General features: G+C 68.2%; 27 protein-coding genes, 1 tRNA gene and 1 pseudogene. 16 read left to right on the top strand and 13 right to left on the bottom strand.

Annotation, left to right across the window (positions count from 1 at the left end; all coding sequences use genetic code 11):
* Positions 1-18 precede the first annotated feature (18 nt).
* Together GE300_RS00290 and GE300_RS00285 are read right to left on the bottom strand one after the other, a co-directional pair.
* Positions 19-228 carry a cold-shock protein gene (locus tag GE300_RS00290; protein ID WP_154443772.1) on the bottom strand — a complete coding sequence of 70 codons (210 nt, stop codon included), beginning with the start codon at positions 226-228 and terminating at the stop codon, positions 19-21.
* 181 nt (positions 229-409) lie between these two features.
* Positions 410-919 carry a ribosome modulation factor gene (locus GE300_RS00285; protein WP_154443770.1) on the bottom strand — a complete coding sequence of 170 codons (510 nt, stop codon included), beginning with the start codon at positions 917-919 and terminating at the stop codon, positions 410-412.
* Between the two features lie 145 nt (positions 920-1064).
* Here GE300_RS00285 and GE300_RS00280 point away from each other — a divergent pair, with 145 nt between their 5' ends.
* The gene (locus GE300_RS00280) at positions 1065-1547 is read left to right on the top strand and encodes a DUF2938 domain-containing protein (protein ID WP_154443768.1); all 483 of its coding nucleotides are present in this window, start codon (positions 1065-1067) and stop codon (positions 1545-1547) included.
* Between the two features lie 149 nt (positions 1548-1696).
* Here the strand turns inward: GE300_RS00280 and GE300_RS00275 are convergent, their stop codons facing one another.
* The 4 genes from GE300_RS00275 to ettA all read right to left on the bottom strand — a co-directional run bounded on the left by GE300_RS00275 (position 1697) and on the right by ettA (position 5200).
* Positions 1697-1903 carry a cold-shock protein gene (locus GE300_RS00275; protein WP_154443766.1) on the bottom strand — a complete coding sequence of 69 codons (207 nt, stop codon included), beginning with the start codon at positions 1901-1903 and terminating at the stop codon, positions 1697-1699.
* 300 nt (positions 1904-2203) lie between these two features.
* A complete protein-coding gene (locus tag GE300_RS00270; protein ID WP_154443764.1) occupies positions 2204-2359 on the bottom strand; it encodes a DUF3309 family protein in 156 nt (51 codons plus the stop codon).
* Between the two features lie 350 nt (positions 2360-2709).
* Positions 2710-3534, bottom strand: coding sequence for a hypothetical protein (locus GE300_RS00265; RefSeq protein ID WP_154443762.1), 825 nt, complete (start codon positions 3532-3534; stop codon positions 2710-2712).
* Between the two features lie 4 nt (positions 3535-3538).
* The gene (gene ettA, locus GE300_RS00260; RefSeq protein ID WP_154443761.1) at positions 3539-5200 is read right to left on the bottom strand and encodes an energy-dependent translational throttle protein EttA; all 1662 of its coding nucleotides are present in this window, start codon (positions 5198-5200) and stop codon (positions 3539-3541) included.
* 175 nt (positions 5201-5375) lie between these two features.
* Here ettA and GE300_RS00255 point away from each other — a divergent pair, with 175 nt between their 5' ends.
* On the top strand, positions 5376-7529 hold the full coding sequence (locus tag GE300_RS00255) for a tetratricopeptide repeat protein (RefSeq protein ID WP_154443759.1): 2154 nt from the start codon (positions 5376-5378) through the stop codon (positions 7527-7529).
* Between the two features lie 18 nt (positions 7530-7547).
* Here the strand turns inward: GE300_RS00255 and GE300_RS00250 are convergent, their stop codons facing one another.
* Positions 7548-8483 carry an alpha/beta hydrolase gene (locus tag GE300_RS00250; RefSeq protein WP_154443757.1) on the bottom strand — a complete coding sequence of 312 codons (936 nt, stop codon included), beginning with the start codon at positions 8481-8483 and terminating at the stop codon, positions 7548-7550.
* A 175-nt stretch (positions 8484-8658) separates the two neighbouring features.
* Here GE300_RS00250 and GE300_RS00245 point away from each other — a divergent pair, with 175 nt between their 5' ends.
* Both GE300_RS00245 and dacB read left to right on the top strand, forming a co-directional pair.
* Positions 8659-9261: a nicotinate-nucleotide adenylyltransferase gene (locus tag GE300_RS00245; RefSeq protein WP_325063078.1), complete on the top strand. Its 603-nt coding sequence runs from the start codon at positions 8659-8661 to the stop codon at positions 9259-9261.
* Positions 9262-9484: 223 nt separating this feature from the next.
* A complete protein-coding gene (dacB, locus tag GE300_RS00240) occupies positions 9485-10939 on the top strand; it encodes a D-alanyl-D-alanine carboxypeptidase/D-alanyl-D-alanine endopeptidase (protein ID WP_154443753.1) in 1455 nt (484 codons plus the stop codon).
* A 42-nt stretch (positions 10940-10981) separates the two neighbouring features.
* On the opposite strand, the gene GE300_RS00235 is transcribed toward dacB, so the two are convergent.
* Positions 10982-11455 (bottom strand): Lrp/AsnC family transcriptional regulator, encoded by a 474-nt coding sequence (locus tag GE300_RS00235; protein WP_154443751.1) that lies wholly within the window; start codon positions 11453-11455, stop codon positions 10982-10984.
* A 191-nt stretch (positions 11456-11646) separates the two neighbouring features.
* Here GE300_RS00235 and GE300_RS00230 point away from each other — a divergent pair, with 191 nt between their 5' ends.
* The 7 genes from GE300_RS00230 to GE300_RS00200 are packed head-to-tail and all read left to right on the top strand — an operon-like array spanning position 11647 to position 19718.
* The gene (locus GE300_RS00230; RefSeq protein WP_154443749.1) at positions 11647-12705 is read left to right on the top strand and encodes a LacI family DNA-binding transcriptional regulator; all 1059 of its coding nucleotides are present in this window, start codon (positions 11647-11649) and stop codon (positions 12703-12705) included.
* Positions 12702-14006 carry a xylose isomerase gene (gene xylA, locus GE300_RS00225; protein WP_154443747.1) on the top strand — a complete coding sequence of 435 codons (1305 nt, stop codon included), beginning with the start codon at positions 12702-12704 and terminating at the stop codon, positions 14004-14006. The genes GE300_RS00230 and xylA overlap by 4 nt, the downstream gene beginning before the upstream one ends.
* A gap of 27 nt (positions 14007-14033) precedes the next feature.
* The gene (locus tag GE300_RS00220) at positions 14034-15086 is read left to right on the top strand and encodes a sugar phosphate isomerase/epimerase family protein (RefSeq protein ID WP_154443745.1); all 1053 of its coding nucleotides are present in this window, start codon (positions 14034-14036) and stop codon (positions 15084-15086) included.
* A 3-nt stretch (positions 15087-15089) separates the two neighbouring features.
* A complete protein-coding gene (locus GE300_RS00215) occupies positions 15090-16226 on the top strand; it encodes a Gfo/Idh/MocA family protein (protein WP_154443743.1) in 1137 nt (378 codons plus the stop codon).
* Positions 16223-17743: a sugar ABC transporter ATP-binding protein gene (locus tag GE300_RS00210; RefSeq protein ID WP_325063041.1), complete on the top strand. Its 1521-nt coding sequence runs from the start codon at positions 16223-16225 to the stop codon at positions 17741-17743. Before GE300_RS00215 ends, GE300_RS00210 begins: the two co-directional genes overlap by 4 nt.
* Positions 17740-18744 (top strand): ABC transporter permease, encoded by a 1005-nt coding sequence (locus tag GE300_RS00205; RefSeq protein WP_154443741.1) that lies wholly within the window; start codon positions 17740-17742, stop codon positions 18742-18744. The genes GE300_RS00210 and GE300_RS00205 overlap by 4 nt, the downstream gene beginning before the upstream one ends.
* Before the next feature lie 29 nt (positions 18745-18773).
* Positions 18774-19718 carry an ABC transporter substrate-binding protein gene (locus tag GE300_RS00200; RefSeq protein ID WP_154443739.1) on the top strand — a complete coding sequence of 315 codons (945 nt, stop codon included), beginning with the start codon at positions 18774-18776 and terminating at the stop codon, positions 19716-19718.
* 61 nt (positions 19719-19779) lie between these two features.
* Here GE300_RS00200 and GE300_RS00195 read toward each other — a convergent pair whose 3' ends face one another.
* The 5 genes from GE300_RS00195 to GE300_RS00175 all read right to left on the bottom strand — a co-directional run bounded on the left by GE300_RS00195 (position 19780) and on the right by GE300_RS00175 (position 23546).
* Positions 19780-20457 (bottom strand): SDR family oxidoreductase, encoded by a 678-nt coding sequence (locus GE300_RS00195; protein ID WP_154443737.1) that lies wholly within the window; start codon positions 20455-20457, stop codon positions 19780-19782.
* Between the two features lie 89 nt (positions 20458-20546).
* Positions 20547-20620 (bottom strand) — tRNA-Cys (locus GE300_RS00190).
* An 88-nt stretch (positions 20621-20708) separates the two neighbouring features.
* The gene (locus GE300_RS00185) at positions 20709-21149 is read right to left on the bottom strand and encodes a hypothetical protein (RefSeq protein WP_325063040.1); all 441 of its coding nucleotides are present in this window, start codon (positions 21147-21149) and stop codon (positions 20709-20711) included.
* Positions 21150-21232: 83 nt separating this feature from the next.
* A complete protein-coding gene (locus tag GE300_RS00180) occupies positions 21233-22177 on the bottom strand; it encodes a sugar ABC transporter substrate-binding protein (RefSeq protein ID WP_154443735.1) in 945 nt (314 codons plus the stop codon).
* Between the two features lie 337 nt (positions 22178-22514).
* The gene (locus GE300_RS00175) at positions 22515-23546 is read right to left on the bottom strand and encodes a LacI family DNA-binding transcriptional regulator (protein ID WP_154443733.1); all 1032 of its coding nucleotides are present in this window, start codon (positions 23544-23546) and stop codon (positions 22515-22517) included.
* Positions 23547-23604: 58 nt separating this feature from the next.
* Here GE300_RS00175 and GE300_RS00170 point away from each other — a divergent pair, with 58 nt between their 5' ends.
* The 5 genes and pseudogenes from GE300_RS00170 to GE300_RS00155 all read left to right on the top strand — a co-directional run bounded on the left by GE300_RS00170 (position 23605) and on the right by GE300_RS00155 (position 26422).
* Positions 23605-23829 (top strand): hypothetical protein, encoded by a 225-nt coding sequence (locus GE300_RS00170; protein ID WP_154443731.1) that lies wholly within the window; start codon positions 23605-23607, stop codon positions 23827-23829.
* Between the two features lie 113 nt (positions 23830-23942).
* Positions 23943-24083, top strand: a pseudogene (locus GE300_RS23830) (IS66 family transposase zinc-finger binding domain-containing protein); the annotation flags it as partial.
* A 399-nt stretch (positions 24084-24482) separates the two neighbouring features.
* Complete coding sequence (locus GE300_RS22785; RefSeq protein ID WP_233416677.1) at positions 24483-24662, top strand: hypothetical protein; 180 nt, start codon at positions 24483-24485, stop codon at positions 24660-24662.
* 54 nt (positions 24663-24716) lie between these two features.
* Positions 24717-25592 (top strand): carbohydrate ABC transporter permease, encoded by an 876-nt coding sequence (locus tag GE300_RS00160; RefSeq protein WP_154443729.1) that lies wholly within the window; start codon positions 24717-24719, stop codon positions 25590-25592.
* The gene (locus tag GE300_RS00155; RefSeq protein ID WP_154443727.1) at positions 25589-26422 is read left to right on the top strand and encodes a carbohydrate ABC transporter permease; all 834 of its coding nucleotides are present in this window, start codon (positions 25589-25591) and stop codon (positions 26420-26422) included. Before GE300_RS00160 ends, GE300_RS00155 begins: the two co-directional genes overlap by 4 nt.
* The last annotated feature ends 1 nt before the right edge of the window (position 26423 follow it).

Here is a 26423-nt window from a genome sequence, read left to right as displayed (position 1 = left end):
CGGACGGCAGGTCGGAAGTCAGTCGGCCAGCGCCAGATTCGACGCCGACTGGCGGCCGTCGCGGCCGGTTTCCAGATCGAACGTGACCTTCTGGTTGTCGTTCAGGCCGGACAGCCCGGCGCGCTCGACGGCCGAGATGTGGACGAACACGTCCTTGCCGCCCGAATCGGGCTGGATGAAACCGAAGCCCTTGGTGGCATTGAACCATTTCACGGTGCCGGTGGCCATGCGTGAGATCTCCTGTCTGTGTGCTGCCCGCGACATGCGGCAGCGTGGCGTCGGTCAGCGCAGTATCGAGTGACTGAGGCCGCGGGACGGAGACAGTAGATCGATAGAGGTAACGTAGCGCTTTCATGGTCGCCGATGAGGGCCGAGTTGGCAAGTGGGTTGAGGGGGCGGCCGGCAGGGCTCAGCCGATGCCCTCGTCGCGGGCCTCGGCCCAGCCGTTTTCCCAGGACTGGTGGTCGACGGTGTTCGGGGTATAGGGGTTCTCGGTCAGCCGGGCGCCGGTCTGCGCGGCGATGAATCCCTCGTCAAAGGCGCCGGCGCGGGCGTCGGCGCGGGCCAGGCTGCGGTTGCGGGCGCGGATGTAGGCCTTGAACTCGGGGTAGACCATCAGCCGGTCTGTATCGAAGCCGTCCGGGTGCCCGGCCAGCAGCGTGCGGCCGCGGGCTGTCAGCGTGAACCGGCCGGCGCCGGCATCCTCGAGCAGCCCGGCGGCCGAAAGGTCGGTGTGCAGCCCGGCGAAACGCGCCGTCAGCTCGGCCTCGGGCAGCGGCACCGGCTCGCGCGCGGCGGCGAAGGCGGCGCGCAGCCGCTCGACGCAGTCGTCCAGACCGGCGGGACCGTCGGCGGCGGCGCGCAGCAGCAGCGCCACCAGGTTCGGCCGGTTCAGCAGCGGATAATCCCCCGGAAACATCGCGATTCCCCATTCCCCGAGGATCAGTGTAGGCCCGGGCGCGCTGCTGTCAAAGCCGCTGCAGGCCGCGCTTTTTTCCGGATGCGCGGCGCCGGACAAGTTGCTATGCCTGCCGCAGGGGCTGAACGGATCCGCGGGCGATTTCATGACCAACCTGATCTTCGACGGCGTCCTTCTGGGGCTGGGCGCGACCGTGGCGATGGACCTGTGGGCGCTGCTGCTGGCGGTGCTGCGGGTGAACCCGGCGCCGAACTGGGCGCTGCCGGGGCGCTGGTTCTGGCATGTCTCGCGGGGGCGGGTGTTTCACGACGACATCGCCGCGGCCGAGCCGTTCGCGGCCGAGCTGAAGCTGGGCTGGGCCGGGCACTACGCGGTGGGGATCGCCTACGGGGTGATCTTCGCGCTGCTGGCCGGGCCGGAGTGGCTGGCCGTGCCGGCGTTCCTGCCGGCGTGGATCTTCGCGCTGGTCACGATCGCGGCGGGCTGGTTCCTGATGCAGCCCGGCATGGGACTGGGCTGGGCCGCGGCGAAGACCGCGAAGCCGTGGCGGGCGCGGGTGCTGGGGCTGGCGGCGCACACCGCGTTCGGGCTGGGGCTGTGGCTGACCGGGCTGGCGCTGGCGCCGTGAAAACGCGGGGCTTCACCGTGAAAACCCCCTCAAGCCCTTGATATAATTCGGAAACAGAGTCCTGAAAAAGCATTACCCCCGCGCAGGGCGGGGGCAACGGCGTCGCATCGATGCGGTCGGGACAGGCGCGGGGCCTGTCCGCCCGGGTGTCAGGCCAGCGCCAGGTTGGCGGCCGACTCGCGGCCGTCACGGCCGGCTTCGATGTCGAAGGTGACCTTCTGGCCATCGTCGAGGTGGCTGATGCCGGCGCGCTCGAGCGCCGAGATGTGGACGAACACGTCCTTCGAGCCGCCCTCGGGCTGGATGAAGCCGAAGCCTTTGGTGGCGTTGAACCATTTCACGGTGCCGTTGGCCATCGTGAGATCTCCTGTAAAAGCGCTGCCCGCAACATGCGGCAGCCCGGCGCGGTCATAGCAAGATCGAATGACTGAGGCCGGTGACGGAGACAGTTGGTCGATAGAGAATAACGTAGCCCGGTGCATATGGACCCTGCGGCGCCAAAAAGCAAGCGGAGTCTGCGTGACGCTGGGTAAGCCCGTCCTCGCCGCCACGACGGGTGCGCGGGCGCAAGTTGCCGCGCGCACCATCGGTTCACCGCGAGCCGGTCGGCCTCCGGCGCGGCGGAAGATTGTCGATGAGGCAGGCCGGGGTGGCGGTCAGATCTGACCCATCAGCACCAGCACCAGCAGGATGACCAGGATCAACCCGAGGCCGCCGGACGGGCCGTACCCCCAGTTGCGCGAGTAGCCCCAGTTCGGAAGGGCACCGATGACGAGAAGGATCAGGATGATGAGAAGAATGGTACCGAGCATCTGGCGCGCCTTTCCACGGAGTCATGCGGGATCATAACGCGCCGCGGCGAGATTGGTTCCCGGCGGACAGTGGGGCGGGATCAGGGTGCGGGACGGCGGATTTGGAGAAGCAACACGGGGCGGGCTTCAGCAATCCGATTTTCTGGAGGTGACGTCGGGGGGATGCAGGGCTGAAGTCCGGCCCCGCAAAGGCAAGCGAGTGCATGATGTCTAGCAGCTGCCGAGTGCCCTTCGCCATGGCCGAATTTTCTCAGTGTGCCGGGATAGGCCCGCAGAAAGGTGGGTGCGCAATGTTAGTGAAAAGGGAAGCCCCTGTGCGTCGACACCAGACAAAGAGAGGTCAGATCAATTTATTTTTTCGACCGTCGTTCGATCTCCTGAACAATTGTCCCGGCAAGCGCACCACCAGCTCCGAAAACCACAAACAGCGGCACTCCAATTGCGCCGCCAAATGCGGCAATTCCAGCGCCTGCGCCTCCAAACAACAGCAATCCGGCTCCGCCTGCAGCTACCGTCCATTTTGCAATGCCACCGAGGTCATCCCAGCCATGTTTTTTCAGTTTGATCAGGACGAGCTTTGCCACCGGCGAAAGTGCACGGGAACTTTTCAGGCTCGCCCCAAGGCTCCGTACCTTCTTGTTCGTGGATCGCAGCTCTCTGATTTCCAGAAGTCTTTTAAGCCAGTCACTGAGCGCCAACTGCTCTTGCTCATCCAGCTCAAAAAGTAGCTCATCGATGAACGCGCGCGCGTCGAAAGATTGCGAGCCTACCGCCTCTGACGACTTCGTCGACCTCGGACCGGTAGAACTCTTTCTGCGTGCGCTCTCAGTTGCGCGTCGCAATCTTTCTTCTCGCTCAGTTTGCCATTTCGCTTCGCGTTCCGCGACACGGACTTCTTCTTCCCATGCCTCACGAATGCGCTGCTCTTCCTCTGCGCGTTGCCTTGCTAATTCGGCTTCACGGAGAAGTGCTTCTGCTGCTGCTTCCCGGCGTCGAAGACGACGCCGCGCCCAAAGGACGCCCAGAACCAGGATAAGAAACGCGATGGTAAGGCCCGCGAAGGTTTCTGCCACATGCATTTGGGGGCCAGAAAAGGCCATCCAGGCAATCAGGAAAACGAAGGTGACTAGGACTGTTAGTATTATTTCCGTATAGAAAAGGAACTTCCGAAGCATTTGTTCACCGCGCAAACTTCTTGTACTTGATCCGCTTCGGCTCGACCGAGTCCGGGCCCAGCCGGCGGATCTTGTCTTCCTCGTAGTCCTCGAAGTTGCCCTCGAACCACTCGACCCGGGCCTCGCCCTCGAACGCCAGGATGTGCGTGCAGAGCCGGTCGAGGAAGAAGCGGTCGTGGCTGATGATCACCGCGCAGCCGGCGAAGTCGGCGAGGGCGTCCTCCAGCGCGCGCAGGGTCTCGACGTCGAGATCGTTGGTCGGCTCGTCGAGCAGCAGCACGTTGCCGCCGGTGCGCAGCAGTTTCGCCATGTGCACGCGGTTGCGCTCGCCGCCCGAGAGCAGGCTGACCTTCTTCTGCTGGTCGCCGCCCTTGAAGTTGAAGGCGCCGACATAGGCGCGGGAGTTCATCTCGGCGTCGCCCAGCCTGATGATGTCGAGCCCGTCGGAAATCTCCTCCCACACCGTCTTGCTGTCGTCGAGCGCGTCGCGGGACTGGTCGACATAGGAGAGTTTCGCCGTGTCGCCGAAGGTGATGGTGCCTTCGTCGGGCTGCTCCTGCCCGGTCAGCATGCGGAACAGCGTGGACTTGCCGGCGCCGTTGGGGCCGATCACGCCGACGATGCCGCCGGGCGGCAGGCTGAACGACAGATCGTCGATCAGCAGCTTGTCGCCATAGCCCTTCTTCAGCCCCTCGACCTCGATCACCTGCGAGCCGAGGCGCGGGCCGTTGGGAATGACGATCTGCGCGCGGGCGATCTTCTCGCGCTCGGAGGTGTTGGCGAGCTCGTTGTAGGCGTTGATCCGCGCCTTCTGCTTGGCCTGCCGGGCCTTGGCGCCCTGGCGGATCCATTCCAGCTCCCGCTCCAGCGTCTTCTGCCGGGTCTTGTCCTCGCGCGCCTCGTGCGCCAGCCGCTTGGCCTTCTGCTCCAGCCAGGCGGAGTAGTTGCCCTCGTAGGGGATGCCGCGGCCGCGGTCGAGTTCGAGGATCCAGCCGGTGATGTCGTCGAGGAAATAGCGGTCGTGGGTGACGATCAGGATCGTGCCGCGGTACTCGATCAGGTGCTTCTGCAGCCAGGCGATGGTTTCCGCGTCGAGGTGGTTGGTCGGCTCGTCCAGCAGCAGCATTTCGGGCGCCTCGAGCAGCAGTTTGCACAGCGCCACGCGGCGGCGCTCGCCGCCCGACAGGGTCGCGGGCATGGCGTCGTCGGGCGGGCAGCGCAGCGCCTCCATCGCGATGTCGATCTGGCTGTCAAGATCCCACAGGTTCTGCGCGTCGATCTGGTCCTGAAGCTCGGTCATCCGGTCCATAAGATCCGGGTCCTCGGCGATCTGCATGGCGATCTCGTTGAACTCGTCCAGCAGGGCCTTCTTGGCGGCCACACCGTCCATGACGTTCTCGCGCACGGTCTTGGTCTCGTCCAGGTGCGGCTCTTGCGGCAGGTAGCCGACGCGCGCGCCCTCGGCGGCCCAGGCCTCGCCGGTGAACTCCTTGTCCTGGCCGGCCATGATCCGCATCAGGGTCGACTTGCCGGCGCCGTTGACGCCGACGACGCCGATCTTCACCCCCGGCAGGAATGACAGGCGGATGTTCTCGAAGCATTTCTTGCCGCCCGGGTAGGTCTTGGAGACCCCGTCCATGTGGTAGACGTACTGGTACTTGGCCATTCGACTGCTCCGCTGATCTGGTGCTCGGCGGACGTGTAGCGGCTTGCGCGGGGGAAGAAAAGGGAGGCGCGGTTGACAGGCGGCGGGGTGGCGGGACAGTCTTGGGGTCCCGGACGGCCGCCAAGAGCCGCGGGGATCGGGCAGCCATTGTGGTTCATGGTTCCGGAGTTGCCCGATGCATTTGCGCACCCTCATTCCGCCGCCCGTCCTGTCCTGCCTGCTGGGCCTGCTGCTGGCCGGGTGCCAGCTCGAATCGGACAAGCCGCTGCTGCCGCTGGCCGGGGGCGCGGCGGCGCTGGGCGACGGCTTCGTCGCCGCCATGTGGAGCGGCGCCGGCCCGGTGCCGGAGGAGGACGGCGCGGTGACGCTGATCTCGGGCCGGTTCGACGGCGGCAGCTATGTGCTGGACGGGCAGGATGTGTGGCGCGGCGTGTCGGTGCACCAGATCCGCGGGCGGGACGAGTTGCGGCTGCTGCAGGTGATCGACGCCAAATCCGGCGGCGCCAGCTATTACTTCGGGCGGGTCCGCGGCCGCGACCTGGAGATGTTCGCCCCCAGGGTCGACAAGGCGCGCCGCGCCGAGTTGCACGCCGCCGGGCTGCGCTTCGTCGAGGAGGGCGGCTCGGGCGTCAAGCTGGACACCCCGGTCGAGCTGTGGCGCTTCGTCGGCGCGACGCTGGCGCGCGACGAGCTGGATGCCGCCGAGGCGCCCCTGGTCTACCGCTTCGCCACCACCCCCGCCGAGCAGCGCGCGCTGCGCGCGGCGGCGGCCGAGGCGGAGTGCCTGGCGCTGGCCGGGCATCCGCAGGACCCGGCGGTTGCGGCGATGCCCGGCAAACATGCGGCGGGCCGCTGGATGAACGCGATCGACGCGGCCGCGGCCGAGCCGGCCTGCCGCCGCGCGCTGGCGCAGCGGCCCTCGGCCTCGGTGCGCTATGCGCTGGCGCGCGCGCTGTTCCTGAAGGAGAAGGCGGCCGAGACCCGCGGGCTGGTCGCGGCGCTGGTGGACGAGGGCTTCGGCCCGGCGCTGGCGATGCAGGCCGACATCCTGGCGAACGGGCGGCTCGGCGCACGCAAGGATCCCGAGGCGGCGCGGCGGCTGCTGGCCACGGCGGCGGGGCGCGGCGATCCGATGGGCGCCTACCTGCTGGGTTATTACGAAACCTACGGCAGTTTCGGCACCCGCGATTATTCTGCCGCGCGCGACCACCTGAAGACGGCGCTGGAGGCGGGCGTGCGCGGCGCCGCGACGCAGCTGGGGATCCTCTACGAGGGCGGTTACGGCGTCGTCGCGAACCCGGCACGCGCGGTGCGCTACTACCGCCAGGGCGTGGACGAGACCGATCTCGAGGCGCATTACCGGCTGGGGCGGATGCTGTACTACGGCGAAGGCGTGGATGAGGACCGGGAGGCGGCGTTCAAGCTGTTCGAGGCCGCCGCCGAACGGCAGCACGCCGCGGCCGCCTATTTCGCCGGCTTTATGCTGGCGCGCGGTCAGGGCGTGAAGCAGAATGCCGGCAAGGCGGTGCGGATCCTGGAGCCGGCCGCCGACGCCGGCTCGACCGCGGCGCAGGCCGAGCTGGGGCGGCTGGTCTATCACGGCGAGGGGGTGGCGGCGGACCGCGTCCGCGGCCGCAAGCTGCTGGAAAAGGCCGCCGAGGCCGGGGACGAGACCGCCGCCGCCTATCTTGCGGCGATCGACAAGCCGAAGCCGACGCCGGATCTTTACGGCGAGAACCGGCAGCGGGACGGCGCGCCGCCGAAGCGTGACGGGCCGATGGAGGATCTGCAGGCGCTGCTGCGCGGCGAGCCGTTCCGCCTGACGCCCCAGAACGTGCCGTTCATGGCCGGGGTCGCCAGCGCGCTGGCCGAGACCTGCGACGCGCCGCGGGATCTGGGCGACCGCTGGGAGCTGGCGCGCTTCGCGATGACCGCCACCGTCGGCTCGATCTTCGGCGGCAAGTATTCGGACCCGGACCTGGGCGCGGCGCTGGGCGACGCCGGCAAGCGGCTGCTGCTGCAGGGCATGGGCGAGGCCGCCGGACGCAAGATCCCCTGCGGCACCGTCGCCGAGGCGGCGGCGGCCGGGATCCTGGCGGCGATGCGCTCGAACGCCAGCGGCGCGGACGGCGGCGTGTCGACCTTCGTGCGCACCTGCGCGCCGGCCTTCGACCAGCGCCGCTGCAGCTGCCTGGCCAACACCGCGCGGGTGACGATGCCCGAGATCCACCGCATGGCCTATGACCGCACGATCATCAAGCGGGTGGTCGAGGGCAACCCGTTCATCGGCCTGCAGATCGCGCTGACCTGCGGCATCAACGAGTACTAGCCGGGGGCCGGACCCGGCTCAGGGGCGGCGGCGCTGCGCCAGCGCGAAGCTCGCGACGTCGTCCCAGACCCGCGCCGCCTGCAGGTCGCGGAACAGCCAGTGCCAGCCGTCGTCGTAGAGCACGAAGCGCTTGCGGCCGGCGATCTGCCGGTGCACCCGGCGCACCGCGCCGGTGCGCAGGATCTGGTCCTGCCGCCCCATCAGCGTCAGCGTCGGCAGCGTTACCCGCGGCGCCGCCGCCGCGGCGCGGTCCATCACCCGGATCAGGCCCATCAGCTCGCGCCCCGAGGGGTCGCCGAAGTGGCGCGGGTTGCGCGAGACGCTGCGCCAGGCGGCGTCGTTGTCGGTGGGCACGATCCGCACCAGCCCCTTGCCGGTGAAGCGCTTGTCCGGCGCCAGCGCCGCCGCCAGCCAGCCGCCGAAGCGCTGCGAGGGCGGGATGCCGTCGCCGCCGGCGATCGCCGGCGCGGCCAGCACCAGCGCGTCCGCGGCCAGCCCGTCGCCGGCTGCCGCCAGCGCCACGCCGCCGCCCATCGAGTGGCCGACCACGATCAGCGGCAGGTCCGGGTGCCGGGCGCGGATCAGCGCCGCCACCGCGCGCAGGTCCGATTCGAGGATCTCGGGGCCGGGCCAGCGCCGGAAGCTGTCGTTGCGGCCGAAGCCGCGCTGGTCGTAGGCGTAGGTGGTGATGCCCCGCGCCGCCCAGGCGTCGGCCGCGGCGTCGTAGGTCGACGGGCCGAAGTCGCCGAAGCCGTGCAGCGCCAGGATCACCGCCCGCGGCCGCCCGTGCGCGGGCCAGGACGACATCGCCAGCCGGGTGCCGTCGGCGGCCACCGCCGCGGGCGTCAGCGCGGCGCGGGTGATCGGCGCCGGATTGCCCAGCGGGCCGGCCGCGCAGGCGGCCAGCAGCAGGATCAGGCTGACGAGAAGGGCGGCGGGTCGCAGGCGCACCATGGTCTTTCGCAGTTACGGTCTTCCGGCGTGTACCGGCAGTCTGGCACGCTCGCACGCAAGGGGCCAGAGGCTGCTTGCGCCGCCGCGCAGATTGACAACCCCGCCGCGCTTGCCTTTGCTGTGCCGGCGCGGGACGGGCCCCGTGTGCGATCGTATGCGCGGGACGGGGGACCGGGTGCGGCAGGGGTATCCGAAGGCGGCGGCGGGGCTGAAGGTCGGCCTGCTGGGCGGGTCGTTCGACCCGCCGCACCTGGGCCATGTGCACATCACCCGCCGCGCCCTGCGCCGGTTCGACCTGGACCAGGTCTGGTGGCTGCTCAGCCCCGGCAACCCGCTCAAGCCCGACGCCCCGGCGGCGATGGCGCGCCGGCTGCACGCGGCGCGCGCGCTGGTACGCCATCCGCGGGTGCAGGTCACCGACATCGAGGCGCGGCTGGGGACGCGGTACACCGCCGACACGCTGCGGCGTCTTGCGGCGCTTTATCCCGGCGTCAGCTTCGTCTGGCTGATGGGCGCGGACAACCTGGCCGGGTTCCACCGCTGGGAGAAGTGGCGCGACATCATGGAGCAGGTGCCGATCGGGGTGCTGGCGCGCCCCGGCGAGCAGGTCCGCGCCGGGCTGTCGCCGGCGGCGCGCGGCTACGCCCGCTGGCGGCTGCCGAAGGAGGCCGCGCCGCGGCTGGCGCTGGCGCGCCCGCCGGCCTGGCTGCTGCTGAGCGGGCCGATGGTCGAGGCCTCGTCGACGGCGCTGCGGCGCGCGGGGGCCTGGATCCGCTGAGCGCCGCCGGGCGGCGCGGGTCTGGGTCCACTGAGCGCCGCCGGGCGGCGCGGGTCTGGGTCCACTGAGCGCCGCCTGGCGGCGCGGGCCCGCACCGGGTCCGCGAGAGCGTGACCATGGCGCGGCGGACTCGCCGGCGCGTGCGGTCGCGGGGCACGGCTTGTATGACGCCGGCGACGCGGGCATATTCGGCCGCGGACCGGCTAAAGGGAGGAGCATCACGATGACCTTGTCGCGACGCGCGCTTCTGAGCGGGCTTGCCGCCACGCTGCCCGGCGCGGCGCTGGCGCAGGTGCGCCCGCTGCCCCGGCCGTCGGGGCTGCGGCTGCCGCCGCCCGAGGGCTCGGCCGAAGCGATCCTGGCCGACTGGGGGCTGCGCGAGATCACCGGATTTGCGCTGCGCGACCTGTCGAGCGGGCGCGTGGTCGAGGCGCACCAGCCGCGGCTGCCGCTGCCGCCGGCCTCGGTCAGCAAGGCGATCACCACGCTCTACGGGCTGGCGGCGCTGGGGCCGGGCTATCGCTTCCGCACCCGCGTCGCGATTACCGGGCCGGTGCAGAACGGGCGCGTGCGCGGCGATCTGTACCTGATCGGCGACGGCGATCCGCACCTGGACACCGACGGGCTGGCCGACCTGGCCGGGCAGGTCGCCGACGCCGGCATCTTCGGCGTCGACGGCAACGCCTATGTCATGGCCGGCGCGCTGCCCTATCACCGCCAGATCGACCCCGAGCAGCCGGTGCATGTCGGCTACAACCCGGCGATCTCGGGGCTGAACCTGAACTTCAACCGCGTGCATTTCGAGTGGAAGCCGGACGGCGGCGAGTACCGGCTGGCGATGACCGCGCGCAGCGGGCGGTTCGATCCGGCGGTGCGGCTGGCCGAGATGCGGGTGGTCGATCGCAACGGACCGGTGTTCGCCTATGCCGCCGACGGCGGGCGCGAGATCTGGTCGGTGGCGCGCGGCGCGCTGGGCAAGGGCGGCGCGCGCTGGCTGCCGGTGCGCGAGCCGGCACGCTACGCCGCCGAGGTGTTCCGCACCCTCGCCGTGCAGCACAACCTGCGCCTGCCCGAGCTGCGCCTGGCCGAGCGCCTGCCCGAGGGGCTGGCGGTGGTCGCCGAGGCCGAGAGCGCGCCGCTCGAGCGGATGGCGGCGGCGATGCTGAAGTACTCGACCAACCTGACCGCCGAGGTGCTGGGGCTGCGCGCCACCCAGATCACCGGCCAGCAGCCGGCCAGCATCGCGGATTCCGCGGTCGCGATGACCGACTGGCTGACCGCCACCCACGGCATCGGCGGCGCGCGCTTCGTCAACCACAGCGGCCTGACCGACGTCACCCGGATCAGCGCCTCGGAGTTGGTGCAGGTGCTGGACATCGCCGCCGTCGGCGCGCTGCCGGGGCTGCTGAAGCCGGTCAACCTGCCCGATGTCGAGAAGGCCGGCTGCCGGGTCATCGCCAAGACCGGCACGCTGAACTTCGCGCGCGGCCTGGCCGGGTATATCGAGGACGGCGGCGGGCGCCGCTACGCCTTCGCCATCCTGTCGGCAGACATGGCGGCGCGGGCGCAGGCGGTCACCGTCGAGAACCCGCGCGGCGGCCGCGGCTGGCTGGGCCGGGCCCGCGCGCAGGAGCGGGCGCTGCTGGCGCGCTGGGCGGGGATGATCGCGGCCGCCTGACCGGCCGCGTGACGCCCGCGCGGCGGCGGACGGCCTGGGGCGTCAGCGCCCCTGCGGCACCGCGACCGGCCGGTCGGTGAGGATCTGCTCCATCGAGAACAGGCCGGTGACCTTCTCGATGTCCAGATCCTCGATCAGCCGCTGGTAGACGCGGTCGTAGCCGCGCATGCCGGTGGTCAGCACCTTGATCAGATAGTCCCATTCGCCGCCGATGCGGTGCAGTTCCATCACCTCGGGCAGGCTTTCGACCCGGCTGCGGAAGCGCGCCGCCCAGGCGGCGTCGTGGTGGCGGGTGCGCACCAGCATGAACACCGCCAGGTCCAGCCCCAGCGCGGCGGCGTCGACCCTTGCGGCGGGGGCGCGCAGCACGCCGGCCTGCTTCAGCCGGCGCACGCGGCGCCAGCAGGCGTTCTGCGACAGCCCCAGCCGGTCGGCCAGGTCGCGCTGCGACAGCGCGGCGTCGATCTGCAGCGCCTTGAGGATGCTGAGGTCGATATGGTCGAGCTTGATGTCCATCGCCGGCCATGTGACCCGGCGCGGGGGCCTGTGTCCAGTCGCGGCGCGCCGGACCAGAATTGAACGTTCGTTCAATTCCGCTGCCATCGGATCTGCGTTCGGCGCGGGGCCGCATTGACAGACGTCTGTCAGAAAATGATTGACGTCTATCAGATTCGCGCGCACCGTGCCCGCGGGAGGAATGACGGGGCATGCGCAAGCCGACCCTGCACGATGTGGCGGCGGCCGCCGGCGTCAGCTATGCGACGGCGGACCGGGTGCTGAACGCGCGCGGCAACGTCTCGGCGCGGGCCGAGGCGCAGGTGCGTGCGGCGATCGCGCGGCTGGGCTATCGCCGCGACGTGCACGCCGCCAACCTGTCGCGGCGGCGGGTCTATCGCTTCCGGTTCCTGCTGCCCTCGGGCGATCACGGCTTCTTCCGCAGCCTGCGCCAGTCGGTGCTGGCCGAGCAGGCGGCGCGGGCGCAGGACCGGGTGGCGGTGTCGCTGGACGCGGTGCCGGCGTTCGACGGCGCGGCGCTGGCCGGGGCGCTGGCGCGGCTGACGGCCGAGAGCTGCGACTGCGTCGCCTTCCTGGGCGTCGACGATCCGGAGGTGGCGGCGCAGGTCGCGCGGCTGTCGGACGCCGGGGTCGCGGTGCTGACGGTGGTGTCGGACATCCCGTCGCCGGCGCGCGCGGCCTATGTCGGCATCGACAACATCGGCGCCGGGCGCACCGCCGGGCGGCTGATGGCGCTGGGCCACCGCGGCCGCGCCGGGCGGATCCTGCCGCTGATCGGCACCCGTGCGGCGCAGGACCACGCCCAGCGGCTGGCCGGGGTGGCGCAGGTGCTGGACGCGGCGGCCGGCATCGCGCTGCTGCCGGCGGTCGAGACCCGGGACGATCCGGCGCGGATGCGCGCCGCGGTCGCGCAGGCGCTGGCGGATGCGGCGCGGCCGACCGGGCTGTACAGCGCCGGCGCCGGCAACCGCGGCCTGGTGCAGGCGGTCGCGGCGCTGGACCCGGCGGCGCGGCCGCTGGTGATCGTGCACGAGCTGGTGCCGCACAGCCGCGCGGCGCTGGAGGCGGGGCTGATCGACGCGGTGATCGACCAGAAGCCCGCCGAGGAGGTCGCCGCCGCGCTGGACATCATGCGCGCGCTGGCCGACGGGCTGCCGGTTCCGCCCGCGCCGGGCATCACGCCGACGATCTACGTCAAGGACAACCTGCCGGCGCAGCCCGCGCCGGCACCCCGAGGAGACGATCCATGAGCGGATACTTCAGCGACATCGCGCCGCTGCGCCACGACCCGCAGGCCGACGGCCTGGCGTTCCGGCACTACGACCCCGACGAGATGGTGATGGGCAAGCGGATGGAGGACCACCTGCGCTTCGCCGTGTGCTACTGGCACAACTTCGTCTGGGAGGGGAACGACCCGTTCGGCGGCCGCACCTTCGAGCGGCCCTGGTTCCCGGCCGACACCATGGAGCTGGCGAAGCTGAAGGCCGACGCCGCGTTCGAGATGTTCCGCATCCTCGGCGTGCCGTTCTTCGCCTTCCACGACCACGACGTCCGCCCCGAGGGCGCCAGCCTGGCCGAGAGCCACCGGCGCCTGAACGAGATGGCCGACCATTTCGCGCAGAAGATGGAGGCCGGCGGGCCGAAGCTGCTGTGGGGCACCGCCAACATGTTCTCGAACCGCCGCTACATGGCGGGCGCCGCGACCAACCCGGACCCGGACGTGTTCGCCTACTGCGCCTCGGTGGTGCGCAGCTGCATGGAGGTGACGCAGCGGCTGGACGGCGCAAATTATGTGCTGTGGGGCGGGCGCGAGGGCTACGAGACGCTGCTGAACACCGATCTGGGCCAGGAGCTGGAGCAGATGGGCCGGTTCCTGAGCATGGTGGTCGAGCACAAGCACAAGATCGGCTTCAAGGGGCAGATCCTGATCGAGCCGAAGCCGCAGGAGCCGACCAAGCACCAGTACGACTACGATGTCGCCACGGTGTACGGTTTCCTGAAGCGGTTCGGGCTTGAGGACGAGGTCAAGGTCAACGTCGAGCAGGGCCACGCGATCCTCGCCGGGCACAGCTTCGAGCACGAGCTGGCGCTGGCCGCCTCGCTGGGGATCCTGGGCTCGATCGACATGAACCGCAACGACTACCAGTCCGGCTGGGACACCGACCAGTTCCCCAACAACGTGCCCGAGGTGGCGCTGGCCTATTACGAGGTGCTGAAGGCCGGTGGCTTCACCACCGGCGGCACCAATTTCGACGCCAAGCTGCGTCGGCAGAGCCTGGACGCCGAGGACCTGATCGCCGCCCACGCCGGGGCGATGGACGTCTGCGCGCGCGGGCTGAAGGCGGCGGCGGCGATGCTGGAGGACGGCAGGCTCGAAGAGGCGCGCCGCGCCCGCTATGCCGGTTGGCAAACGCCCGAGGCGCGCGCAATGCTGGCGCCCGGGGCGACGCTTGCCGACATCGCCGACCGGGCCGAGGCCGCCGGGCTGGACCCGCAGCCGGTCTCGGGGCGGCAGGAGAAGCTTGAGAACATCGTGAACCGCTACGTCTGAGTTCGGACCGGCGAAGGGAGGATTATCATGAAGACGATCAAGGGACCGGCGCTGTTTCTGGCGCAGTTCGCAGGCGACGAGGCGCCGTTCGACAGCTGGGACGGGATCACCAGATGGGCTGCCGACTGCGGCTACAAGGGGGTGCAGGTGCCGACCTTCGCCGCCCAGCTGATCGACCTGGACAAGGCCGCCGAGAGCAAGGACTACTGCGACGAGTTCCTGGGCGTGGCGCGCGAGAACGGCGTCGAGGTGACCGAGCTTTCGACCCATCTGCAGGGCCAGCTGGTCGCCGTGCACCCGGCCTATGACGAGGCCATGGACGGCTTTGCCGCGCCCGCGGTGCGGGGCGATCCGAAGGCGCGGCAGGAATGGGCGGTCGAGCAGGTGAAGAAGGCGCTGACCGCCTCGCGGCACATGGGCCTCGGCGCGATGGCGACGTTCTCGGGCGCGCTGGTCTGGCCGTTCCTCTATCCGTTCCCGCAGCGCCCCGCCGGGCTGGTCGAGACCGGGTTCGACGAGCTGGCGAAGCGCTGGACGCCGATCCTGGATCATGCCGAGGAAAACGGCGTCGACGTCTGCTACGAGATCCATCCGGGCGAGGACCTGCACGACGGCGTCACCTACGAGATGTTCCGCGAGCGGACCGGCAACCACCGCCGCGCCTGCATGCTCTACGATCCTTCGCACTATGTTCTGCAGTGCCTTGATTACCTTGACAATCTGGACATCTACAAGGACGTGATCCGGATGTTCCACGTCAAGGACGCCGAGTTCAACCCGACCGGGCGGCAGGGCGTCTACGGCGGCTACCAGTCCTGGGTGGACCGCGCCGGGCGGTTCCGCAGCCTCGGCGACGGGCAGGTGGATTTCGGGGCGGTGTTCTCGAAGCTGACGGCGAACGATTTCGACGGCTGGGCCGTGGTCGAATGGGAATGCGCGCTGAAGCACCCCGAGGACGGCGCGCGCGAGGGCGCGCAGTTCGTCTCGGACCACATCATCCGGGTGACCGAGAAGGCGTTCGACGATTTCGCCGGCGGCGGCACCGACGACGCCGCCAACCGCCGCATGCTGGGGATCTGAGCCATGAAACAGATCAGACTTGGCATGGTCGGCGGCGGCAACGACGCCTTCATCGGCGGCGTGCACCGCATCGCCAGCCGCATCGACGGGCATTTCGCGCTGGTCGCCGGGGCGCTGTCCTCGACGCCCGAGAAATCGACGGCGTCCGGGCAGGCGCTGGGGCTGGACCCGGACCGCTGCTACGGCAGTTTCGAGCAGATGGCCGAGGCCGAGGCCGGGCGCGCGGACGGCATCCAGGCGGTGTCCATCGTCACCCCGAACCACGTCCACGCCGCCGCCGCCGAGGCGTTCCTGAAGCGCGGCATCCACGTGATCTGCGACAAGCCGCTGACCTCGACCATGGAGGATGCGGCGCGGCTGGAGAAGGCCGTCGCGCAGGCCGATGCGCTGTTCGTCCTGACCCACAACTACACCGGCTATCCGATGATCCGGCAGGCGCAGGCGATGGTCGCCGCCGGCGAGCTGGGCAAGATCCGGGTGGTGCAGGTCGAGTATCCGCAGGACTGGCTGACCGGCACCCCCGAGAAGGATGGCGTGAAACAGGCCGAGTGGCGCACCGACCCGGCGCGCTCGGGGGCGGGCGGCTCGGTGGGCGACATCGGCACCCATGCGCACAACCTGGCCTGCTTCGTCACCGGGCTGGAGGTCGAGGAACTGGCCGCCGACCTGCAGTGCTTCGGCGCCGGGCGCAGCCTGGACGACAACGCCCACATGATGCTGCGCTTCAGGGGCGGCGCGCGCGGGATGCTGTGGTCCAGCCAGGTCGCGCCGGGCAACGAGAACGGCCTGCGCCTGCGCGTCTATGGCGAAACCGGCGGGCTGGAATGGGCGCAGGAGGATCCGAACTACCTGTGGCACACGCCGTTCGGCGCGCCCAAGCGCCTGATCACCCGCAACGGCGCCGGGGCGGTCGACGCGTCGACCGCCGTCAGCCGCATTCCGGGCGGCCACCCCGAGGGCTATCTGGAAGGTTTCGCCAACATCTATACCGAGGCGGCGCAGGCGATCCGCGACTGGACCCCGGGCGGCGACAAGGCGCCGGGGCATCTGCCGGGGATCGCGGCGGGCATGGCCGGGATGCGTTTCATCGATGCCTGCGTGCGGTCCTCGAAGGACAACGCGGCCTGGGTGAGGTTGTGAGCGAGCCGATCCTCTCGCTGCACGGGGTCAGCCGCAGCTTCGGCGCGGTCGAGGTGCTGCACGGCGTCGACATCGCGCTCAGGCCCGGCCGGGTCCATGCGCTGATCGGCGAGAACGGCGCCGGCAAGTCCACGACGATGAAGATCATGGCGGGCTACCAGCCCGCCACCAGCGGCACGATCCGGCTGGACGGGCAGCCGGTGACCTTCGCCGACATGGCCGAGGCCGAGGCGCGCGGCATCGTCATGATCCACCAGGAGTTCAACCTGGCCGAGCAGCTGACGGTCGAGCAGAACTTCTTTCTGGGCCGCGAGCTGAAGAAGGGCTGGCTGCTGGACAAGGCCGGGATGCGGGCGGTGGCGCGCGAGTACCTCGACCGGCTGAGCTGCGCCGCGCATGTCGACCGGGTGGTGTCCGGCCTGCCGAACTCGGACAAGCAGATGCTGGAGATCGCCCGCGCGCTGTCGCGCGACGCCCGGGTGCTGGTGATGGACGAGCCGACCGCGGTGCTGACCTATGCCGAGACGGACATCCTGCTGGAGCAGGTCCGCGCCCTGCGCGCGCACGGCACGGCGATCCTGTTCACCTCGCACAAGCTGGACGAGGTGAAGGCGATCGCCGACGATCTGACGATCATGCGCGACGGCGACGTGGTCTACTCCGGCCCCGCCGCCGACCTGGACGAGCACCAGATGGCCGAAGCGATGGTGGGCCGCGACGTGTCGAACCTGTTCCCGCCCAAGCCCGCCGCGCCCGCGCCGCAGCCGGTGCTGGAGGTCGCGGGGCTGGCAGTACCGGGTTACGCCGACGACATTTCCTTCACCCTGAACAGGGGCGAGATCCTGGGCATCGCCGGGCTGATCGGCTCGGGCCGGACCGAGACCTTCGAGGGGCTGTGCGGCCTGCGCCCGCATCGCGGCACGGTCCGGATCCACGGCCGGCCGGTGCAGATCCGCCACCCCTGGGACGCGCTGGCGTACGGGCTGGGCTATCTGACCGAGGACCGCAAGACCCGCGGCCTGCTGCTGAACAAGACCATGCGCGAGAACCTGACGCTGCAGTCGCTGGGTGCGTTCTCGGGCTGGATGATCGACCAGAAAGCCGAAGAGGCGGCGCTTACGCAGGCGATCGGCGCGTTCGACATCCGCGCCGGCGACCGCGCGATCAAGGTCGGCAACCTGTCGGGCGGCAACCAGCAGAAGCTGCTGCTGGCCAAGACCATGCTGGCCGAGCCCGACATCGTGGTGATCGACGAGCCGACCCGCGGCATCGACATCGGCACCAAGCAGCAGATCTATGATTTCATCCGCGCGCTGGCCGCCCAGGGGCGCAGCATCGTCGTGATCTCGTCCGAGATGCAGGAGGTGATCGGCCTGGCCGACCGCGTCCTGGTGATGCGGCTGGGCCGCATCGCCGGCGAGGTCTCGGGCGACCGGATGACCGAGGACGACATCGTGCGCCTGGCCATGGGCGTCGAGGGGCAGGGGCGCGAGGCCGCCCCGATGGAGGCGAGATGACCGCGACCCAGACCCCGCCCGCCCGGGCGCCGCGCCGGGGCCTGCCGTCGATGACCGTGCTGGGCCCGATCCTGGCGCTGCTGGTGCTGCTGGCGATCGGCATGTTCCTGAACGAGAACTTCCTCAGCCATGCCAACATCACCAACGTGCTGGCGCGCTCGGCCTTCATCGGCATCATCGCCGTGGGCATGACCTTCGTGATCACCGCCGGCGGGCTGGATCTGTCGGTCGGCTCGATGGCGGCGTTCATCGCCGGGCTGATGATCCTGGTGATGAACGCGGCGCTGCCGGCGCTGGGCATCGGCGTGCCGATCATCCTGCTGGGCATGGCGACGGCGGTGGCCGCCGGGCTGGCGGCCGGGTTCCTGAACGGGATCCTGATCACCAGCCTCGGGATCGAGGCGTTCATCGTCACGCTCGGCTCGATGGGCATCTACCGCAGCCTGGTGACCTGGCTGGCCGACGGCGGCACGCTGAGCCTGGATTTCGGGCTGCGCACCTTCTACCGGCCGGTCTACTACGACGGCATCCTCGGGATCGGCTGGCCGATCATCGTATTTGCCGTGGTCGTGATCCTGGGCGAGATCGCCATGCGCAGCGCGGTGTTCGGCCGGCACTGCGCGGCGATCGGCTCGAACGACCAGGTGGCGAGATATTCCAGCATCAACGTCAACCGCGTGCGGCTGATGACCTACGTCTTCCTCGGCCTGCTGGTCGGGGTCGCCACGATCATGTACGTGCCGCGGCTGGGCTCGGCCTCGGCCTCGACCGGGCTGCTGTGGGAACTGGAGGCGATCGCCGCGGTGATCATCGGCGGCACCGTGCTGAAGGGCGGCTTCGGCCGGGTCTGGGGCACGGTGATCGGCGTGCTGATCCTCAGCCTGATCGGCAACATCCTGAACCTGACCGACCTGGTGTCGCCCTATCTCAACGGCGCGATCCAGGGCGCGATCATCATTCTCGCTGTCATTCTGCAGCGCGAGGGCAGGGCCGGCGGCTGAGCCGGCCATCACAAGTGGGAGGAACCAAGATGAAGCATCTCATGACCGGGCTGGCGCTGGGGGCGCTGCTGGCCGCGACGCCGGCGCTGGCGCAGGATACCAAGGTGATCGGCGTGTCGATCCCCGCCGCGACGCACGGCTGGGCCGGCGGCATGAACTATTTCGCGCAGGAGGCCGTGGAGCGGCTGGAGGCGACCTACGAGAACCTCGACTTCGTGCTGGCCACCGCCTCGGACCCGGCCAAGCAGGTGTCGGACATCGAGGACATGCTGGCCACCCGCAACATCGACGCGCTGGTGGTGCTGCCGTTCGAATCCGAGCCGCTGACCGGCCCGGTGCAGGGCGTCGCCGAAAGCGGCGCCTGGGTCACCGTCGTCGACCGCGGCCTGAGCCAAGAGGGGATCGAGGACCTCTACGTCGCCGGCGACAACCCGGGCTTCGGCCGGGTCTCGGGCGAGTACATGGCCTCGAAGCTGCCCGACGGCGGCAAGATCGTCGTGCTGCGCGGCATCCCGACCACGATCGACAACGAGCGGGTCGAGGGCTTCCAGGCCGCCACCGAGGGCACCGGGATCGAGATCCTGGCGATGGAGCACGGCAACTGGAACCGCGACGACAGCTTCACGGTGATGCAGGACTTCCTGTCGAAATACCCCGAGATCGACGCGGTTTGGGCCTCGGACGACGACATGGCGATCGGCGTCCTGGCGGCGATCGAGGCGTCGGGACGCGAGGACATCCAGTTCGTGCTCGGCGGCGCGGGCATGAAGGAGATGGTCAAGCGCACCATGGACGGCGACGCGATGATCCCGGCGAACGTCACCTACCCGCCGTCGATGATCGCCACCGCGATCGAGATCACCGCCGTCGGGCTGGTGTCGAACGCGCCGGTGTCGGGCGAGTTCATCATCGGCTCGGTGCTGGTGACGCCCGAGAACGCCGGGCAGTACTACTTCCCCGACAGCCCGTTCTGATCGGCGATCCGCGGCCCCGGCGGCACAGCGCCGCCGGGGCCGGGGCCGGATCGCCCGGCGGTCAATCCTGGTAGATCATCTTCCGGGTCATGCCGCCGTCGACGGTCAGCACCTGACCGGTGACGAAGCCGGCCGCCGCCAGGTACAGCACCGCGTCGGCGATATCGCCGGCGCCGCCCACCCGGCCGACCGGGTGCTGGGCGTGGTCGGCCGCGCTCAGCCCCTCGCCGGAGGCGATCCAGCCCGGCGCGATGGCGTTCGCGCGCAGCCGCGGCCCCAGGCTGATCGCCAGCGCGTGGGTCAGCGCCACCAGCCCGCCCTTGGCGGCGGCGTAGGCCTCGGTGTCGGGCTCGGACATGAAGGCGCGGGTCGAGGCCATGTTGACGATGCTGCCGCCGTCGCGCAGCAGCGGCACCGCCGCGCGGGTCATCAGGAACGCCCCGGTCAGGTGGCTGTCGGTCACCCGCCGCCACTGCGCCAGCGACAGCGCCTCGATCGGCCCGCTGTCGGCCCCGGCGATGCCGGCGTTGTTGACCAGCAGGTCGAGGTTGTCCCAGCCCAGCGTCGAAAATGCCTGCGCGACCGACGCCTCGTCGGTCACGTCGCAATGCACCTGCCGCGCCGGGCCGTCCCCCGGCCGCAGGTCGAAGGCGGCGACGTCCCAGCCGGCGCCGGCCAGCGCCTCGCAGATGCCGGAGCCGATGAGGCCGGCGCCGCCCGTGACGATTGCGCGTTTCATGCTGTCCGGTCTATCGCGCCAAATGCGGATGTCCAGCGCCGAGGCGGCCGGGTGCCGGGGGCGGTCGGGAAGATCAGCCGCGGACGGGGTGGAGGCGACGACCGGAATCGAACCGGTGTACACGGATTTGCAATCCGCTGCGTAACCACTCCGCCACGTCGCCAACCTGCTGCATTCATTAGGGAACGTTTCGGGTACGGTCAAGCATTTAACACTCCATTTAACAGTTTCACGTTCCGTACTTGTTCCGTTCACCGGCGCCGCTCCGCTGCCTGCCGGGTACGCATCTTCTGCCGCGCTGCGCCCGCATACTTCGCGATCATGTCCTTCGACGTGTGCCCGCTGACCTCGCCGACCTGAGCGAAGCTCATCGCGATCATGGCGGTGGCGCCGACGACAGAGCCGGACGAAAGGTCGATCCCGCCGGTGATGATCACCTGGGTCACGCCCAGCGCGATTATCCCGATGATCGAGACCTGCAGGATGATGATCTGCAAACGCGCCGTGTTGAAAATGCCGTCGACGTTCTCACGTGTGTTGAAGAGAAAGCTATCGTTCATCACGAGCCGCCCCAGCAGCTCGAAGACCACGACGATCAGGACGAGAGCGATTGCGACCCCGGCCTCGGGCGGCAGGCTTCGCTTCGAGGTGTCGAACGTCAGCCCGCCAATTCCATGCGTAGATTCGGCCATTCCGGTGATCCTCCTCCCTCGGGGATGCACGATTGGATACCGGGGCCGCACTGTCTGGCCGCCCCGGATCGATGAGCGAAGGCTCAGTTCCTGGTCGTGAACTCGGACATGTTTTCCGGCGTCACGAGCTGGAACGGCACGTAGACCTTCTGGTCCACGTCCTCGCCGCGTGCCAGCTTGAGCGCGGCATCGAGCGCACCCGCGCCTTGGCCGGCGGCGTCTTGGAACACCGTCACGTCGAGTTCCCCGGCGGCCATTGCAAAAAGCGCGTCCTGCGTGGCGTCGATCCCGCCGACGACAACATTCTCCATGGCGATGCCGGAGGCCTTCATCGCCTGGATGGCGCCGATCGCCATCTCGTCGTTGTTGGAAATGAGCGCGTCAAAGGGCTCACCCGTCGACAGCCAGTTGGTCATGAGGTCCTGGGCCTCGTCGCGCGACCAGTTTGCGGTCTGCCGGTCGATGATGTTCAACGTGACTGAACACTGGTCGTTCGCGATCACATCGTCGATGTCCTGCGTGCGTTGGACAGCGGCCTGGTTCGAAAGCTCACCCATCATGATATAGACGTTCGCCGGATCCTTGCCGGCAGCCGCGAGAATATCGCAGATCTCGACCGTTTCGAGCGTGCCCGATTCACGCTCATCCGAAGCGACGAATGCCTGGTTGTCGGGAAGGGTGTCGACGTTGACGGGTTGACGATTAACGTAGACGAGCGGCACGCCGGCGGCGTCGGCAGCGTCCGACATCGCCTGCGTGGCCGAGGTGTCGACGGGGTTCACGATAATCGCATCGACGCCCGAGGCGATGAAGTTGTTGATCTGATCGAGCTGACGCGCCACGTCGTTCTGAGCATCCTCGACCTGGATATCGACGTCGTCCATCCCTTCGGCCATCTCGACCATGCCATTGCGGAGAACGGTCAGGAAATTGTCGTCGAACAGCGCCATCGACACACCGATGGATTCGGCCATGGCCGAAGTGGACATCAGGGTTGCCAAAGTGGTGGCGGCAAAGAACTTTCTCATAGGGTATCCTCCCGTTCATTGTGTCCGGCACACCAACTTGATTGGCCGGATGTGCCGCAAAGGCGGCCAGTTGCTTGCTGAGAAAGGCGTCCGTGGTGACAAGTCGCGCGCGGACACGGGCGATTGCCCATCGCTCCGCAGCAAAGCAGCGGTGCGACCTTCCGACGCCAACGGGCTCTAGCCCCCCTCCCATTGCCGAGAGGACTCGCTGATCCCCGCCCGGCACCGCTCACACTGTTCTCAAAACGAGGTCCGGTCAATCAGATCGATGCATTATACATCATTCATGATGTTATTAACGCCATCAGGACGATGCATTCGCGTCATTCCCTGGCGGCTATATCGACTCCGGGAGAATGAGCCTCGGCTCGAGAAAGTGTTGACCGGGAAGATCCGTCATTCCAGAACGCACAGCGTTGACCATCATGTCGACCAGGTCCGCGCACAGCTGCGCCAGGGGGGTCGCGATCACCATGGTGACATACCCGTCAGTGAGCCCGGCGCGACTTTCTTCAGTCAACTCGTTTACGACCAGGGACACCTTTTCCGGTGGCCGAACCTCCCGAAGCGCGGCTATGGCGCCCTCCATGCCTCCGCCCGCGACATAAATTCCCCTCAGATCCGAATGACGCGCGAGCAGGTCGAGTGTCGCCTCGTGAGTGACGGCGCGAGTCTCCAGGTTCACCAGAGTGTCCACTACCGTGAAATCGGGAGCGCCTTCCCGTATGTAGCTGCGAAACCCGGTCTCGCGGAGCTGATGGCCGTGCCAGCGGTTTCCGCCGACAAAGACCGCAACTTTTCCGGGTTCGCACTGCGTCTTGGTCATGATCCAGGCGGCGATACGTCCAACCTGCATGTTGTTCAGGCCCAGGTAGTTCTCCCGCACGCCTTGAGCGAAGTCGTTCAGGACAGCAAAGCACGGAACACCCTGCTCCTTCAGTCGCTGGACCTCACGGGTGATGTTCTGGTGATTGACCGCAGAACTCGCCAGCGCGTCGACGCTGCCCGAAATCGCCTCTATCTCGCGGAGAAAACCCTCCGGGCTCTGATCCGCCGAGAAGCCGATGACGGCCTTGCCGCGAATGTCGCGTCGGCTGGCGACGGCATTCTCTATCTCTCTAGCGAAATTTTGATAGAAATCCTGCTTTGCCTTATGGAGAACGAAGCCGAACGTCATTTTCGGGACTGCCGGGCTGAGGCGCTGGTCGATCAGACCGCGCGCATGATACCCAATCCGATGCGCTGCGTCAGCGACCTTGCGCACCGTCTCCTCTCGCACCTGAACCCGGCCATTCAATACACGGTCGACGGTTGCGGTGCTCACACCGGCCTCGATTGCAATGTCCTTGATTGTAGGCCTTGATGTCATTGTCTAACTCCTGATGTATAACCATCATAGTGGCGACGTGCGCAAAGCCGCAAGGACTATGATCGTCGAGTTCTGCAGTTCTACCGGTGAGAGATTCGGACCGCTGTTCACTGTTGATCGCGCATGCACTCGGCATATCCACATGCTGATGCCGTCTCAGGGCGTGCGGATCCTGCTAGCGACAAAGCCGGTGGGTTTCCGGAAAGGCCATGATGGTCTGGCCGCGCTGACGCAGGCGGCGCTGGCCGTCGGTCCGTTTATGGCAAGCACTCTGAGAAGTTGAGCGAGGACGAGCGGCAACTGGCCTTCGGAGATCTGGACACCGCTGTCGCCGAGGTCGAGACGCGGCAGGAACAGGCGATTACTGCCGCCTCGCCATAGCATCGGGCCGCCCGGCGCAATCGCGGCAACCTGCCCGAGGACTTGCCGCGGATTGAGCGGGTGATCGAGCCCGACAGCCTCTATTGTCCCTGTGGCTGCGGAACCACGCACCGGATCGGTGAAGACAGGACGGAGCGGCTGGACCTCATCCCGGCAGCGCTTTGGGCGGGAGTGGCCACGTCCCAATCACAAAAAGATCTGGTTTGGGCAGTTGCTCTCGCAGTAATTGCAGCAGTTTCTTTTGCAGCTTTTGCATTTATCAGCTTAAGTCGGGTGAAGGGGCGCAGGCTTGCAAGCACACTTGGCCAGCAGGCCCTAGCATCGGAGCGCATCAGGAACTGTAGAAGTTATCTGAGAAACCACGTGGCTGCGGCGCGTGACGGGCGGGACGTTCCAGAAGATGCTTTGGCGAGAGTCCGTTCCGATATCCAAGGGATTCTAACAATTTGGTCGGACGTGTTCTCATCTGCGGTTGGGACACGATGCCGGTTATCCATTAAGTTGCTCAAGTTTCATGGGCCAGTAGGTGGTGCCCCAGGAGTCGGCGAGTTCTACTTGTACGCCCTCGTCATCCCCGAAGCCAGCCAGGTGCTTGCCGTGACCGAGCTGCGGTTCAACCAGGCGATCGGCGGCGAACTCGAGCTGAAGGAAGCCCTGAACATGGCGGCCGAGGAGATCGCCAAGGTCATGGCCGACTCGGGCTATGACGCGCCGACGCTCGATCCGCTTCAGTAACCTGCGCCGGCGGTCGCAGGTACGCCTGTGGCCGCCGAAATCACGGACCGACACATGAAGACCGACACCGTCTGGCGTCACCTGACGCTCATGCCGGCGATCCTGCTGTTCGCGCTGCTCACGATCCTGCCCCTGGCCAACCTGGTCGCGCTGAGCTTCAACGACGTCGAGTGGGTGAACCGAGAGGCCGTCTGGGAATGGGTGGGCTTCGAGATCTACGCCGCCCTGCCCGAGGACAACCTGCTGCGCGCCGGCGTGGTGAACACGCTGATCTTCGCGATTGTCGCGGTCGCCCTGCAGATGCTCATCGGCTTCGTGCTGGCGTTGCTGACGACGCGCGTGGTGCGGGGCAGGGTGTTCTATCGGACCGTCTTCATCCTTCCCATTCTCGTGCCGGGCATCATCATCGGCGCGATCTGGAAGCTGATGTATTCCTATGATTTCGGGGTGCTGAACAGCCTGCTGATGTGGCTCGGCCTGACGCCGCAGGACTGGCTTGGCGATCCGGACCTGGCGCTTCTGTCGGTCATCATCGTCGATGTGTGGCACTGGACGCCCTTCTGTTTCCTGCTTCTTCTGGCGGGACTGGAGTCGCTGCCTGACGACATCTTCGAAGCCGCGAGGATCGATGGCGCGACAGGCTGGCAGCTTCTGCGGCACATCACGCTGCCACTCATGCTGCCGACTATTGCGGTGACGTTCGTCTTCCGGATGATCCTCGCGTTCAAGGTCTTCGACGAGATCTACCTTCTGACCGGCGGCGGTCCCGGCACCTCGACCGAAGTCATCAGTTTCACGATCTACCGCAGGTTCTTCACCGAGGATCAGACCGGCTACGGCGCCGCGATGTCGATTGCGGTGATCGCGGTGATTGCCGCGATGATCGTGGGCGCCATGCGGGCCACCGCCGGAAAGGGAGCCAAGGCATGATCGGGGCCACCGAACGGCGCGTCGCGATCGGCCGCCACATCGTGCTGATCGGCTTCGCCCTGGTCGTTCTGTTTCCCTTCTTCTGGATCATCTCGGCCGCGTTCAAGACCCAGATCGACCTGCTGATGGGCAAGGTGCTCTTCGAGCCGAACGTTCAGGGCTTCGTGAAGGTGATCTTCGACAAGACTTCGGATTTCGTCCGGAATTTCTCGAACTCGATGATCATCGGCCTTGTGAGCACGTTCCTGGTGCTCACCGTGGCAACGCTCGCGGCGTTTTCGCTCTACAGGCTGCAATGGCCGGGCTGGGTGCTGCACAGCCTGCTTGGCTGGTCCGTGGTGTTCCACATGGTGCCGCCGATCACCCTGGCGGGCGCATGGTACACGATGTTCCGCGCCGTGGGGCTCGACAACACCTACACCGGGATCATCCTGGCGCATACGACGCTGCATCTGCCCATGGCGCTGTGGATGATGGGTGTCTTCGTGCGGGACGTTCCCAGGGAACTGGTCGAGGCGGCGCAGATCGACGGGGCGCGGATCCCGCAGACCCTCTGGTACGTGGTATTGCCGATCGTGCGCCCCGGGCTGGCTGCAACGGGCATCCTGACCTTCATCTTCAGCTGGAACGAGTTCCCTGTGGTCCTCGTGCTCAGCCAGCGGCAGACCGCGACGGTGCCCCTGGGTATCGGCAAATACGCCCAGGAGAACACGATCGCCTTCACCGAGATGGCGGCCGCATCCACCCTTTCGATCCTTCCGGCGTTTTTCCTTCTGCTATTTGCACAGCGCTTCATCGTTCGCGGGCTCACCTCCGGCGCCGTGAAATAGG

Origin of the sequence: Halovulum marinum (assembly GCF_009697225.1) — a bacterium.
In the GTDB taxonomy this organism is placed as follows: domain Bacteria; phylum Pseudomonadota; class Alphaproteobacteria; order Rhodobacterales; family Rhodobacteraceae; genus Halovulum; species Halovulum marinum.
The sequence above is the reverse complement of the archived record's forward strand: the minus strand, read 5'-3'. Positions and strand labels throughout refer to the sequence as shown.